This is a genomic window from Pseudomonas syringae group sp. J248-6 (genome assembly GCF_032586995.1).
Taxonomy (GTDB): domain Bacteria; phylum Pseudomonadota; class Gammaproteobacteria; order Pseudomonadales; family Pseudomonadaceae; genus Aquipseudomonas; species Aquipseudomonas amygdali.
Map to the genome: position 1 here is coordinate 167306 of NZ_JAWHOP010000008.1, position 12900 is coordinate 180205.

The window sequence follows — 12900 nt, forward strand, 5'->3', positions numbered from 1 at the left end:
GTCAGGCACTCCCGGTCTTGGCGAGCAGGGCGTGACCGTGCGTGAAGCGCTCAAGCAGATCGCCCAGGCCACTGAACAGCGGGGCGCCGCTGAGCTGCAGGCGTTGGTAGTCCTGATGACCTGTCGAAACCAGAACCGGTGACCAGCCCACTGCCTGCGCGACGTCGAAATCATGCAGCGTATCGCCGACAAACAAGGTTCGTGAGGCGGGCGTGCCCAGTTTTTTTTGCAGCACTACGGCTTCGGCCGTTTTGCTGGTGGCCTGGTTATGGCTCAGACCGACGACATGCTCGAAACTGTCAAACAAACCCTTGGCTCGGAGGGTTTGTACCAGAACGTCGCAGTGCGATGCCGACAGGATCGAAACGCCGATCCCGAGCTGGCGCGCCGCATCGAGAAACTCGATCACGCCCGGTTGCAGCGGGCATTGAGCGACATTTGCGTCAAAGTGTTCGAGGTAGTGTTTGACGATGACAGAAAAGGGCACACGGTCCAGATCAAAGCCGAGCGACGCGTAGAAACCGGCAATCGGAAAATCGAACCTGGCCCGATATTGCTCGGCGGTTACAGGCGCGACACCAAAATGCTCGCCGCAGCGATTCACGGCGAAGACAGCAAGATCGATGTCGTCGATCAAAGTACCGTTCCAGTCGAACACCACATGCTCGATGCCGGAAAAATGCAGGATATCGTCAATCATTGTCGAGTATTCCGAGAAAGTAGGGCGTTAAGCGCAATGCGCGACACAATTGCCGGCGCATAAACCCGGGCGGGGTTGACCACCAGATTGGTCACTCCGATCTGTGTTTCCAGTGCACGGCGGTTGTCCGCCGAGAGCGAGCCCAGCCCGGCACCGTACCAGTGGTCGAAACGGGTGCGCCATGTGCGTTCCCCCGAGGTTTCCGGGAAACGAAAGTCTTCGGTCGTGGCCATGTTCCAGGCACCGTCGACGACACCGCACAGCAAGCCTTGCAACTGATGGCAACCGAGCGAGCGGTCCAGCAGTGCATCAAGGCGTTGATCGATGCAGTCGGCTTCAAGCGCGCCGATGGTCATGCCCTGGCTGTAAAGCGGATTCATGCTGCTCAAGGCATCACCCACGACCAGCAAACCCTCTGGCCAGCGCTCGAGACGGTCGTAATGAGTACGGCGACTGCCGGGCATTCTGAAGGTAAAGACCTCGGACAGTGGCTCGGCCTCGCGGATGACATCATGGATGTCTGGCACAGGCAGGCCGGCCAGTGCCTGAAGGAACTCGTCCGGATCCTTGCCGGGGAAGTTGCCGAACCAGCCACCGGTGGTGACCATCCAGCGATCGCCCTCGATCGGGCTGATGACCCCCATCGAACGTTGGGCCGGAGCGGTCGGCAGCACCAGCAGTACTTGCCATTGTTCAGCGAAGGCAGGCAGCCGTTTGTAGATGCGCGATGCGTAGCCCAACTCGGTCTTGACCACGCTGTTCTGCACGCTGCCAAAGCCTGCTTCTTTCAGCCAGGAAGGCATGTGCGTGCCCCGGCCACTGGCATCCACCAGCAGGTCGCAGGACAGGCTGCGCTCGCCCGAGCCGTCATCAATGATGACGCCGCTTACCTGACCCGGCTTTTCAACACCTGCAAACTCGATACGCGTTACCCGCGTACCCGAAAGAACAGTGACCTGCGGGACTGTCGTCAGGCAACGGCGCAACTGGTTGTCGATGAGCCTGCGGCTGCAGTAGTGAGCCTCGATACCGCTGCGATAGCGATTTTTCCAGCGGCCGCGCTGGTACCACTTCACATCATGTCCGAGGTCCGCTACCTGAGCGCCGTGTTGTTCAAGTGCGCTCAGCAGGCCCGGGAAGATCCGCTCCATGATCTGCTTGCCGCGCAACAGCAGCAGGTGCACATGATGCTCTTGAGGGAGGCTCTGACGCGGCCCCTTCTCGTCGTGAAAGTCGCCTTTCTCGACAACAGTGACACGCTCGAAACGGCGTGCCAGTACAGCAGCGGTCAGGCAGCCCGTGACACTGCCGCCAATCACTACCGCATGGCCCGAACGCAGGGCCGGTTCAACCGGGAGAGTAGTCATTGAGCACCTCGGCGATGTAATGCAGATCGTCGTCCAGCAGGTTCGGATGCAACGGCACCGTCGTCAACGAACGCAGCAACCTGGCAGCGTTGGGGCAATCGCGGTGATACCGGGTCAGCAGCGGCAGTTGATAAAGCGGCTGGTTGTCATATTTGCCGATGTCCGATTCGATGCCGTGGCGTTGCTGGTAGTGCACCAGTTGGCGACCGTCATGCCCCACCGATTGCAGTAGCAGGGAATAGGCATTGACCGCGCCGCCTTTGACGACAGGCAGCTCGCGAAACGCCGGGTTGTCGAGCATTGATAGAAGCTGTTCGCGGTTGCTCATGCGGCGTTCAAGATGCGAATAGAGCTGACGCGAGCGCGCCAGCCCCAGTGCTGCCTGCAGACCGCCCAGTTTCAGGTTGATGCCCAGCGATTCGCCCGTCAGGTTGCCGAAACGGGTATAGGCACGGATACGTCTGGCCCGGTCATCGTCATCGGTCATCACGAAACCGCCTTCGCCGGTCGAGATGAACTTGCAGTCATGGGTGCTGAAACAGCTGATATCGCCATGTCGCGCGAGCCACGTGCCGTCCAGCCGGGTCATGTGGGCGTGGGCCAGGTCCTGAATCAAGGTGATACCGGCTTGCCGCAGAAACGCCCAGGTGTCTTTCGAGCGGATCGGATACCCCCACATGGGCACTTCGATGACTGCGCAGGTACGCGGGCCGATACAGCGCTGCAGGTCTTCCGGGTCCAGACCGAAGCTGTCCGGCGCGACATCACAGAACACCGGCACAAGCCCCAGTGAGAGAATCGGCAGGACCGTACAGATCGGGCCTGTTGGCGCAACGATGACTTCATCGCCCGGCTTGAAGTCGACGCCGGCAAGCGCAGCGGTTACCGACGCCGCACCCGAAGAAACGGCGATCACATGCCTGATGCCATACAGCGCCGAAAGTGCTGCTTCGTATTCGTCGACCACCTGCGAAGTGCCTGTCAGGCCCGAATGCAGGGCGCGCTCCAGCTCATGCAGGTCATCGATCGAATGCATCGGCCCTTTCTGGGTAATGGTGCGCATCTGGGTAATGGTTCGCAGGTTCATTGCGCCACCTTGATTCCTACCAGGTCCCACAGCGCATCGTCTGCAAAAACCCGGTCGACCATTCGCCGGAAGTTGGGAAACATCTTCAGGTCTGCGGTTTCCTGCTGGCTGAAGAAGCGCGCATGCTCGACTTCCCTGTTATCCGGGCAGGCAAGCAGACTGGTCGCCGTGACATAAATCAGGTCCAGGTGATAGTGCGGGCCGCGTTTGTCGTCGATGTATTCGCACAGCACTCTGTAAGGCTGATGCAGTACGGTGACATCGGTTTCGACGTCGGCGAGCTCTTCATCGCGCTCGCCGAGCAGCTCGGCATGAATACCGGTTTCCTCGAAAATTTCCCTGAGCACTGCGACGTCCGGGGTTTCTCCCTGTTCTATGTGCCCGCCCGGGTAAAGCCAGACTCCGAGCTTGCGGTGATGCAGCAGCAGCATCTTCCGTTCCGGGTTCAAGACGAACCCGGACGCGGTGAAATGCCGATCCAGTTGTGAGCGATCGAGTGGTTCGGTCATTTATGCGGCACCATACTGGTTGATGCGATCAGCCATGTAGTCGAGTTCCGCCCGGGTAATGTCCGGATGCACCGGAATCGTCGTCATGCCAGCCAGCAGCGCTTCCGCATTCGGGCATTCGTTGCGGTACTGCGCGAGTGCCGGAAATTCATAGAGCGCCTTGCACCCGTAGCGCTTGATGTCGGACGGGATACCGGCCTCGTCGAGGTAGTCGATGAATGCACGGTTGTCGGCGAAGTGCAGCTCAAGGTTCAGGAAGTAATAGTTGGGCACACCGCCCTCGATGATCTTTTTCTCCCGGACCTTGCTGTGGTCGAGCCTGGCAAGAAAGTAGGCTGCGTTCTCTCGGCGTTGCTGGATCTGGCCCGTCAACGATGCAAGGCGGCTGCCACCCAGTGCCGCTGGCAGTGCCGCGAGTTTGTAGTTGAGGCCGAAATCCTTGCCATTGAGGTTGCCGAAACGACTGTAGTCGCGGCAGCGCTGCGCCAGTGCATCGTCGTCGGTGAGAATGAAGCCGCCTTCACCGGTTGCCAGTGGCTTGCGTTCATGGGTACTGAAGCAGGACAGGTCGCCGAACTGCGACAGCGGGCGGCCTTCCAGGGTAGTGCCGTGCGAATGAGCCAGGTCCAGAATGAGTTTGATACCCAGCTCGTGGGTCAAGGTGCGCAACTCGTCGACTTCGGTCGGATAGCCCCACATCGGAATATCGATGATGGCCTTGGTGCGTGGCGTTATCCGCGCTTTTATCGACACAGGATCGGCGCCAAAACCGTGGGCCCGGGTGTCGACAAAGATGGGGTTGGCCCCGGCCGCGATGATCGGGTAAATCGTGCACAGCGGGCAGCTTGGGGTCAGCAGAACGTCGTCGCCCGGACCGACACCGGACGCATAAATAGCCACGCTTAACGCTGCGCCGCCTGACGATACGGCAATGGCGTGTTGTGCTTCGAACCAGGCGGCGAGCTTGCTCTCGTACTCACCGACCACATCGCTGGTGCCCGACAGTGGGCGTTCCAGTGTCAGTTGCATGGTCAGCAGGTCATCGGCGTAAACCGGGCGATATTTATCCGAGACAGCAGGTCGAGCAGTTGCGCTATTGGAAAGACTGGACATTTTTGCAAGCTCCGAAAACAGGCATTGGGTTGGCGTAGAGGGTCAGGCACTCAGAGCAAGGTCTGGTCGAGCCATGGCGTCTGCATTACAAATGCTCTCGATGACCTGGTAGGTCGGTCGCAGGCTTTCGAAGCTCGCTTCATAGGCGGTGTTGGTACGAACGGAATGGAAAAACTGTTCCAGCTCGCCGAAGTAGCCGCTGCGCTCATACCCGGAATCAAGAGGCCCCGGCTGCCATGCGCCTCTCCAGCGTTTGCCCGGACCGGTAGCGCTGGTGCCGTGTTCCGGCTCGTGCATGGTGATGTTCCACAGGTTATTGAGCTCGACCATCATCGAGTTCGAACTGACGATCTTCATGTCGAATTCGAAGTAGGGGAACATGGTGCCGCTGAGCAGGCTGACACTGGCACCCGTGGTGAATTGCAGCTCCAGACTGACCAGCAACGAATCGCCATGACGCTGCACTCGGGATTCGATATCACGCAGCTCGCCGCCGCCGAACGTGACGCCCAGGTCGATCGTATGAATGGCCTGGGCGAGCAGGAAAGACCTCAATGTCGAATCGAGGCCCCAGAGTGGCGATGTGGGCTTGCTGGCGTAGTGGTTGAGCTGGATATGCACGATCTGGCCGAATTGCTCGGCACTGGTCATCTGGCGCAACTGGCGCATGGGCTTGGCAAATTTGAAGTTCATGCCGACGCCGGTGATCACTTTCGCGCGGCGACTTGCATCGATCAGCTCTTCCAGCTCGGCAAGGGTGAAGCAGGGCGGCTTCTCGACAAAAACATGCACGCCTTTGGCCATCGCCTTGAACGCAAGATCGCGATGAGCCTGCGGCGGGCAGGCCATGACAACGGCATCGAGTCCGGCTTCTGCGAGCATGTCGTCGAAATTGTCCGTGATCATCACGTTCGATACGAAACGATTGATCTGCTCGGCTCGACTGCGATCACTGTCGCAGACCGCCACAATACGAATGTCCGGCATTTGCAAAAGCGTGGGCAGCAGATTTTCCTGCATCTGTGCGCCGAGACCAACGATGCCAACTTTGAGTCCAGTCATAATCATCTCCGTCTTGAAAAGTCAGATGTAGTTCATTGGAAAACAAGGGTGAGCGCGTACACGAATCCCGTGACGGATTACCCGCAGGGCAAACCGAATGAGTTCGATGTTCGTCTTGAGTCGGTAGAGCCGGGCAGTGATGCCCTAAGGTGTGGGGTCAGTCTGGTAGCGAAGGCTGCCATCGCTTGTTGCAGACAGGCCTGTGACGGGCGTCATCAGGTCAGGGCCGTGGGGAGTCCGGGGTATTCTGGACAAACCACTGTGCTGGCTGCCTGTCAGGGTATGGACATGAAAATCGAGGGGGTTCAAGAAACCGGAACGCCGGGAGCTTTTGTTGTTCTGACTGATTCCAGGGAGGATCAGTACACGTGCGCAGTGCTCATGCGGGGCAGCGAGCGGGGAGTGACAGCTTTCGTTCGGGCAAGTATTCATCTATTGAATCCTCCTTGAACATCCGATTCTTCCATGGCCGCTGAGTGATCCTGCAGGGAACATCTCAACAGTTAGTTGCACTAACCTAGTGCGGAAATGAATCTACCCCAGCCATTTGTGCATAGCAACCAACAGGAATAGACCGAAAATGCATAAGGAAAGGTTATGCAGATTATGCTTTGGTATTAAGTTTTATGAAACATTTAGCAATGCTTTTGATATTAAACGACTTTTCCAGATTCTTTTTTTCAAATACTGGCTTTATGCCTTCTTTGGTTAATGGAATTATTCATGTTCAAAAGCGTTTTGGAACCTGCTCGAGGTGAGCGCCTGACATATGTTTGTTTAACTAATCAGTTTTTGAAATGCCGGGTTGTCGACTCGGTGCAATCCGATTCCAAAAAGGAGCATGCATGACCTCTTTCAGCACCGCAGCCCAGGATGCCAAGGCTCGGGCGGAACAATCCTCAACGCGTATAGCGTTTTTCATTGCCGGTTTCAGTGTGGCGTCCTGGGCGCCACTGGTGCCTTACGTCAAACAGCGGATGGGCCTTGATGAGGGCACGCTCGGGCTTTTGTTGCTGTGCCTCGGCGTAGGCTCGATTCTCTCGATGCCGTTGGCCGGTGCGCTGGCTGCGCGGTTTGGCTGCCGGCGGTTGTTGGTCTGCTCGACGGTATTGATCTGTCTGTGTTTACCGCTATTGGCGACGATATCCAGTCTGCCGCTACTCATCGCCACGCTGTTTCTGTTTGGCGCGAGCATGGGGGGTTTGGATTGCACGGCCAACGTTCAGGCTGTGATTGTCGAGCGTGCCAGCGGCAAGACCATGATGTCGGGGTTCCATGGCCTGTTCAGCCTTGGCGGTATCGTCGGCGCTGCCGGTGTAGCCGGTCTGCTCAGCCTGGATATTTCACCTTTCCAGTCGATGCTCGTCGTGGTGATGCTGACCTTGATGGCGCTGGCCAAGGCCGCTCCGAACCTGTTGCCTTACGGCAGCCCGTCCGACGGACCTGCCTTTGCGATCCCGCGTGGCGTGGTGCTGTTCATCGGTCTGCTGTGCTTCACCGTCTTCCTGGCCGAAGGTGCAATGCTGGACTGGAGCGCTGTGTTCCTGACGTCATTGCGCGGCGTCGAAGCGTCCTATGCCGGGCTTGGCTACGCAGTCTTTGCTGTGACCATGACGCTGGGGCGGCTGTCTGGCGACGCCATTGTGCGGCGGGTCGGCTCCAACCGGGTCATCATTCTGGGCGGCTTGTGTGCTGCGGGCGGCCTGGCGGTTGCCACGCTGATTCCGGTCTGGCAGGCGGCGTTGCTGGGTTACGCATTGGTGGGGGCAGGGTGCTCGAACATCGTGCCGGTCTGCTACAGCGCGGTCGGTCGGCAGAAGACCATGCCGGAAAGCGTGGCGATCCCGGCGATCACCACGGTCGGTTACGCCGGGATTCTGATTGGTCCTGCGGCAATCGGTTTCATCGCCCATGTCAGCAGCCTTGAGCTGGCGTTCATGATCGTTGCCGTGATGTTGCTGGGCGTGGCAATAGGCGGCAGCAAACTCAGGACCTGATTCTGACTACAACGTGCGCGCCATCCCCGACACCCGGATCGAACTCCCGGGCTGCTCGGGGATTTCCGCGCGCAGTCGTGACGGGCTGCCCATGTCCTCGCCCTGAATGATGTCTATCAGGCCACCGTGCGGCCAGCCTGTATCGCGCAGATAACCCCCCAGGGCAGCCGTGGCCGCACCGGTAGCCGGGTCTTCATAGACGCCACCGAAGGCAAACGGGTTGCGAGTGTGGAACAGCTGTTCGGTTTCGGCCCATACCAGCAAAATAGTCGCCCAGCCTTCGCGTACCATCAGCTCCCGACCGGCCTGCTGGTCATAGTGCATGGCCTTGAGCTGCGCCCGGCTGCTTAGCGCCAGCACCAGGTGCCCGGCACCGCCGTTGATGTGCGCTGGCTTGATGCGTTCATCCAGATCGCTGTGCGTATAGCCGAATAGCGCCAGGGCCTCTTCCAGCAACTGCGCGCTGATCGGCTTGCTGAAGGTCGGTGGCGATTGCAGTGCTGCTGAAGTCAGAGAGCCTTGCGCATGGCCCTCGACAGTGATCTGCGCCTGATTGAGTATCAGGTTGAACACGCCGTCGCCTTGCCGTGCCGCCAGCGCTGCGCCCAAAGCGATGGTCGCGTGTCCGCAGAACGGGACCTCTGCCAGCGGCGAGAAATAACGCACCCGCCAGCAACCTTCCACGGGAGCGGCAAACACGGTTTCGGAAAATCCGACCTCGGCGGCAAGCTGCTGCATGACGACGTCATCGGGCAACGCATCGCCAATCCATACGCCTGCCGGGTTTCCACCACGATCGCCATCGCTGAATGCCGCCAGTTTGAGTATTTCAGTTGTCATTGAAGGGTGTCCTTGCCGTGGTCAGTGGGCGACAGTGTGCAACGGGGCTGATTTGATAATCCAGTGAGAAGAACTGATGCAGTGCATCTATATGGCTGATGCCTGAGCGCCTGCGCAGACGTCTTCTCTCAAAGCACTTCACACCTTGCCATACGCCGCTGCACTACACGTTCACGCAGTGCGTCATAGGCCCAGTTGAACAGCATGGTGTAAGGCAGAAACATCAGCAGCAGGCCGATATCCAACCAGAATGCTTCCATCAGGCTGATCGTCAGCCACCATGCGGCCAGTGGCACGACGGCCAGAATCAGTCCGGCTTCGAAACCTGTTGCGTGCAGCACGCGAGTGGTCAGGCTCATGGCAAACCCGTACCTGTTGCGCAGTCTGTCGAACAGGGCGTTGTAGAGCATGTTCCAGAGCATGGCGATGGTGGAGATCATCACTGTCATGGCCCCCATCATTGCCAGCGAATGGTTCATGAGCCAGGCCAGCAGCGGCGCGACCAGAATCACGCCGCCGATCTCGAACAGGCTGGCGTGCAGCGCCCTTTCACGCAGGGTCTTGGACGCTACGGATGCGTGCTGGCTGGCGTGTTGTGGGCTGTTGCTCATGATAAGACTGTCCTTTGTGCTCGTGGGTGGCAGCATTATCATCGGTGTTTGCGTTAACCTGAAAATCAATACCATCGGTAAAGCCGATAAGAGAGTGTCATGAGTTATTCACCGGAAGCCCTGGAAGCCTTCGCCCAGATTGCCGCGCTGGGTTCGTTCAGTGCGGCTGCACGCCGTCTGGGCAAGAGTCAGTCGACGATCAGTGAAGCAATCGCCCGCCTGGAGATCGATCTTGGGCTGGAGCTGTTCGATCGCTCTTCCAGGCAGCCGGTTCTGACCGAAGCCGGGAGGGTCATGCTCGGCCGTGTCGATGACCTGTTGTGCGCCTCGGACCGACTGCGCCGGGCCGCTGCACGGCTTGCGGCAGGCGTCGAGCCAAGGCTGACGCTGGTGCTGTCGGACGCCAACCAGTTCGCTGATTTCGAGCGGCTGATGACCGAGCTGGATCAGCGCTTTCCGGAGCTGGAGATGGAATGCGTATTCGCCGAGCACGGTGATGCCATCAGCCTGGTGCAGTCGGGCAGGGCATCATTGGGGCTGCTGTCGGCGCAAGCCAGCTACCCACCGGAGATCGGTCACGCGACCATCGACGAAAGTGCCGATTTCGGTCTGTTTGTCTCGCATAAACATCCACTCGCCGCGCTGGAACGGGTCGATTATCAGCAACTGGCAGGTTACCGCGCATTGCGCCTCAACACGCTGGTCGAGCACAGCATCCCCACCGACGACCTGCCCACCAGCGGCCATCGTCATTGGTCAGCGCCCAATTACCTGCTGTTGATGGACATGGCTGCCTTCGGTTTTGGCTGGTCGGCGTTGCCGCGCTGGCTGGTGTCGCGCTATTCGGGCGGGCTGCTCAAAGAGCTGAAAGTCTCGGGCTGGCCGCGTCGCTCGGCGGTTGATGTCATCTGGTCATTCCAGCGCAGCCTGGGGCCAGCAGGTGCATGGCTGCTGGAGTCGCTGGTGCCGTTTGCCGGAGAGTAAACGGATCGGCTCTCATAACCGGCAGTCAGCAGTCGCGGGGCTTGCTGATTTCCAGCTATAAAGCACAGACTTTCAACACTGTCGGGCAGGGTAACGCATGACATTCGACTGGCACTCCGATCCTGTTACACGTGATACCCCGGTGGACGACCGCTACCGAAATACGCAGAACGTGAGGCGCTTCATGACCGGACAATGCGGGCCGTCGTTCAGGTTCGACCGGCCATTCATGGCGTGGATCACTAATGGCGAGCCCAAAAACATGGGCCAGGTCGTGGATGAATGGTTGCGTCTGCGAACAGCAGGATCGGAATGAGCTGACGTTGTACTGTTGGAGGGCTACCCGTCCGGGCTCGCTCTGGCTAACGGTTACGCTGTATCGAGAAGCACATCCCGCTCTGATTTTTCGAAAATCATCGATTTTCGAGTGCAAAATGCCATTATTTTTGCAACCGGGCGTTTTTTCTCGTAGCGTGCTCGTGCCGCCCTGCCTGAAGGGAACGCGGCGTAACCAACACCGCAGGTGCCTCCGCCGTGACCCCGACAGATCTACAACATCTCCAGAGCCGATTATCGGCTCTGGAGCAGGAAAACGCCTCGCTTAAAGAGCGCCTGAGCGTCAGTGGTCAGGAGGCCGAAAATGCTCTGGCGCACTCTCAGGAGCGTTATCGTTTTCTGTTCAACGCGATGGATGAAGGCTTTTGCATCATCGAGTTCTTTGACGGCCCGCACGGCCCGTTGAGCGATTACATTCATATTGAAGCCAACCCGGCTTACGAGTATCACGCCGGCATTCCCAATGTGGTGGGCAAGAAGCTGCGCGAGATGGTTCGCGAAGAGGCGGATGGCTGGGTCGAGTTCTACGGCAAGGTATTGCGCACCGGTGAGCCGGTCCGCTTCGAGCGCGAGCTGGTGGCGACCGGACGCTACCTGGCACTGACCGCGTTCCGCATCGAGCCGGCCAGCCGCAAGCAGGTAGCGGTGTTGTTTCAAGACATCACCGAACGCAAGCGCGCAGAGCTGGCGTTACAGCAGATGAATGAAACGCTGGAGGCTCGTATTGTCGAGGCCGTCGCCGAGCGCAATGTGCTCGCCGATGTCGTCAATGGCACCAATGCATTCATCCATGTCATCGACGCCAATTACCGCTGGATGGCCATCAATGGCTCAGCGCTACGCGAGTTCGAGCGTCTTTTTGGCGTCCGTCCTCAGGTAGGCGACAATATGCTCGACCTGCTGGACGACTGTCCGCAGAGCAAAGCGGGCCTTAAACAGCGCTGGACGCGGGCGTTGGCAGGCGAGGAGTTTGCCGAAAGCGTCAGCTTCAGCGATTCGAAGGATCCGGCCAGCCACTTCGAAATGCGCTACAGCACGCTGCGCGATGCACAAGGCCAGGCCATTGGCGCGTATCTGTTTGCCTACGACGTCAGCGAACGGTTGCGCGAGCAGGAACGCCTGGCTCAGGCTGAGGACGCCTTGCGTCAGTCGCAGAAGATGGAAGCGGTTGGTCAGTTGACTGGCGGTATCGCCCACGATTTCAACAACCTGCTGACCGGTATCACCGGCTCGCTGGAACTGCTCAAGACGCGCATGAGCCAGGGCCGTTTCACTGAAATAGATCGCTATATAGGGGCTGCGCAGGATGCATCCAAGCGTGCTGCTTCGCTGACTCACCGCCTGCTGGCGTTTTCACGTCGACAGACGCTGGACCCCAAGCCGGTCGATATCAACCGGCTGGTGATCGGGATGGAAGAGCTGATTCGACGTACGGTCGGACCTCACATCACGCTGGAAGTCGTGACCTCGGTCGGGTTGTGGTCGACGTTCATTGACGCGCCGCAACTGGAAAACGCGCTGTTGAACCTGTGTATCAATGCCAGGGATGCCATGCCGCGAGGCGGGCGAATCACCATCGAAACCGCCAACCGGTGGATTGACGAGCGCGGCTCCCAGAGCCGGGAGCTGACACCGGGGCAATACCTGTCGCTGTGTGTCAGTGACACCGGTACCGGCATGTCGCCTGAGGTTATCAACCGCGCGTTCGACCCGTTTTTCACCACCAAGCCACTCGGGCAGGGCACGGGTCTGGGATTGTCGATGGTGTACGGTTTTGTGCGCCAGTCCGGTGGGCAGGTGCGTATCTACTCTGAGCCCGAGCAGGGCACGACCATGTGCCTGTACCTGCCGCGTCATTACCTTGGGGTCCCGGAAGAAGTCGAGGCTGTCGAGACTTGCGAATCGGCGCCTGCGCAGACCGAGCGTACGGTGATGATTGTCGACGATGAGCCGACCATCCGCATGCTGGTGGCCGAAGTGCTGGAGGATCAGGGGTATATCCCGATCGAGGCGGGCGAGGGCGCGTCTGCGCTGAAGATGCTGGAGTCCGATATGCGTATCGACCTGCTGGTGACCGACGTCGGGTTGCCTGGCGGCATGAACGGTCGGCAACTGGCGGATGCCGCGCGCATCATTCGACCAGACCTTAAAGTGCTGTTCATCACCGGTTACGCAGAGAACGCCATCATTGGTAACGGCCATCTGGATCCGGGGATGTGGGTGCTCACCAAGCCGTTCACCATGGACGCGTTCGCCAGCCGCATCTACGAAATGATCGAGCGCAAGGATTAAGC

The 12900-nt window shown here is 59.1% G+C and carries 12 protein-coding genes; 4 read left to right on the plus strand and 8 right to left on the minus strand.

The window, feature by feature from the left end; genetic code table 11:
- Position 1: 1 nt before the first annotated feature.
- From RYC17_RS13230 to RYC17_RS13255, 6 genes are read right to left on the minus strand one after another with little or no spacing between them, the layout of a single operon-like run.
- Positions 2-700: an HAD family hydrolase gene (locus RYC17_RS13230; RefSeq protein ID WP_058409089.1), complete on the minus strand. Its 699-nt coding sequence runs from the start codon at positions 698-700 to the stop codon at positions 2-4.
- The gene (locus RYC17_RS13235) at positions 697-2067 is read right to left on the minus strand and encodes an FAD-dependent oxidoreductase (protein ID WP_316903329.1); all 1371 of its coding nucleotides are present in this window, start codon (positions 2065-2067) and stop codon (positions 697-699) included. The genes RYC17_RS13230 and RYC17_RS13235 overlap by 4 nt, the downstream gene beginning before the upstream one ends.
- Positions 2048-3154 carry a DegT/DnrJ/EryC1/StrS family aminotransferase gene (locus tag RYC17_RS13240; protein WP_122259450.1) on the minus strand — a complete coding sequence of 369 codons (1107 nt, stop codon included), beginning with the start codon at positions 3152-3154 and terminating at the stop codon, positions 2048-2050. Before RYC17_RS13240 ends, RYC17_RS13235 begins: the two co-directional genes overlap by 20 nt.
- Positions 3151-3663 (minus strand): NUDIX hydrolase, encoded by a 513-nt coding sequence (locus tag RYC17_RS13245; RefSeq protein WP_058400944.1) that lies wholly within the window; start codon positions 3661-3663, stop codon positions 3151-3153. Before RYC17_RS13245 ends, RYC17_RS13240 begins: the two co-directional genes overlap by 4 nt.
- Positions 3664-4776, minus strand: coding sequence for a DegT/DnrJ/EryC1/StrS family aminotransferase (locus tag RYC17_RS13250; RefSeq protein WP_058400945.1), 1113 nt, complete (start codon positions 4774-4776; stop codon positions 3664-3666).
- A 42-nt stretch (positions 4777-4818) separates the two neighbouring features.
- Positions 4819-5838 (minus strand): Gfo/Idh/MocA family protein, encoded by a 1020-nt coding sequence (locus RYC17_RS13255; RefSeq protein ID WP_058400946.1) that lies wholly within the window; start codon positions 5836-5838, stop codon positions 4819-4821.
- 845 nt (positions 5839-6683) lie between these two features.
- Between RYC17_RS13255 and RYC17_RS13260 the strand changes: the two genes are divergently transcribed.
- Positions 6684-7835 carry an MFS transporter gene (locus RYC17_RS13260; RefSeq protein WP_230016487.1) on the plus strand — a complete coding sequence of 384 codons (1152 nt, stop codon included), beginning with the start codon at positions 6684-6686 and terminating at the stop codon, positions 7833-7835.
- Positions 7836-7841: 6 nt separating this feature from the next.
- Here RYC17_RS13260 and RYC17_RS13265 read toward each other — a convergent pair whose 3' ends face one another.
- The gene (locus RYC17_RS13265) at positions 7842-8675 is read right to left on the minus strand and encodes a PhzF family phenazine biosynthesis protein (protein ID WP_316903332.1); all 834 of its coding nucleotides are present in this window, start codon (positions 8673-8675) and stop codon (positions 7842-7844) included.
- Between the two features lie 128 nt (positions 8676-8803).
- Positions 8804-9286, minus strand: a complete 483-nt coding sequence (locus RYC17_RS13270; RefSeq protein ID WP_122280531.1) for a multidrug/biocide efflux PACE transporter — start codon at positions 9284-9286, stop codon at positions 8804-8806.
- A gap of 99 nt (positions 9287-9385) precedes the next feature.
- On the opposite strand from RYC17_RS13270, the gene RYC17_RS13275 reads away from it, so the two are divergent.
- The 3 genes from RYC17_RS13275 (at position 9386) to RYC17_RS13285 (ending at position 12898) form a co-directional block, all read left to right on the plus strand.
- On the plus strand, positions 9386-10270 hold the full coding sequence (locus tag RYC17_RS13275) for a LysR family transcriptional regulator (protein WP_054996450.1): 885 nt from the start codon (positions 9386-9388) through the stop codon (positions 10268-10270).
- Positions 10271-10367: 97 nt separating this feature from the next.
- Positions 10368-10586: a DUF6434 domain-containing protein gene (locus tag RYC17_RS13280; RefSeq protein ID WP_011169042.1), complete on the plus strand. Its 219-nt coding sequence runs from the start codon at positions 10368-10370 to the stop codon at positions 10584-10586.
- Positions 10587-10804: 218 nt separating this feature from the next.
- Positions 10805-12898 carry a PAS domain-containing sensor histidine kinase gene (locus RYC17_RS13285; RefSeq protein ID WP_058400951.1) on the plus strand — a complete coding sequence of 698 codons (2094 nt, stop codon included), beginning with the start codon at positions 10805-10807 and terminating at the stop codon, positions 12896-12898.
- Positions 12899-12900 lie beyond the last annotated feature (2 nt).

Excerpts from the sequence above, each read along its gene's own strand:
- RYC17_RS13230 (WP_058409089.1), bottom strand. The coding sequence starts at position 700 with ATGATTGACGATATCCTGCATTTTTCCGGCATCGAGCATGTGGTGTTC.
- RYC17_RS13235 (WP_316903329.1), bottom strand. The coding sequence starts at position 2,067 with ATGACTACTCTCCCGGTTGAACCGGCCCTGCGTTCGGGCCATGCGGTA.
- RYC17_RS13240 (WP_122259450.1), bottom strand. The coding sequence starts at position 3,154 with ATGAACCTGCGAACCATTACCCAGATGCGCACCATTACCCAGAAAGGG.
- RYC17_RS13245 (WP_058400944.1), bottom strand. The coding sequence starts at position 3,663 with ATGACCGAACCACTCGATCGCTCACAACTGGATCGGCATTTCACCGCG.
- RYC17_RS13250 (WP_058400945.1), bottom strand. The coding sequence starts at position 4,776 with ATGTCCAGTCTTTCCAATAGCGCAACTGCTCGACCTGCTGTCTCGGAT.
- RYC17_RS13255 (WP_058400946.1), bottom strand. The coding sequence starts at position 5,838 with ATGACTGGACTCAAAGTTGGCATCGTTGGTCTCGGCGCACAGATGCAG.
- RYC17_RS13260 (WP_230016487.1), top strand. The coding sequence starts at position 6,684 with ATGACCTCTTTCAGCACCGCAGCCCAGGATGCCAAGGCTCGGGCGGAA.
- RYC17_RS13265 (WP_316903332.1), bottom strand. The coding sequence starts at position 8,675 with ATGACAACTGAAATACTCAAACTGGCGGCATTCAGCGATGGCGATCGT.
- RYC17_RS13270 (WP_122280531.1), bottom strand. The coding sequence starts at position 9,286 with ATGAGCAACAGCCCACAACACGCCAGCCAGCACGCATCCGTAGCGTCC.
- RYC17_RS13275 (WP_054996450.1), top strand. The coding sequence starts at position 9,386 with ATGAGTTATTCACCGGAAGCCCTGGAAGCCTTCGCCCAGATTGCCGCG.
- RYC17_RS13280 (WP_011169042.1), top strand. The coding sequence starts at position 10,368 with ATGACATTCGACTGGCACTCCGATCCTGTTACACGTGATACCCCGGTG.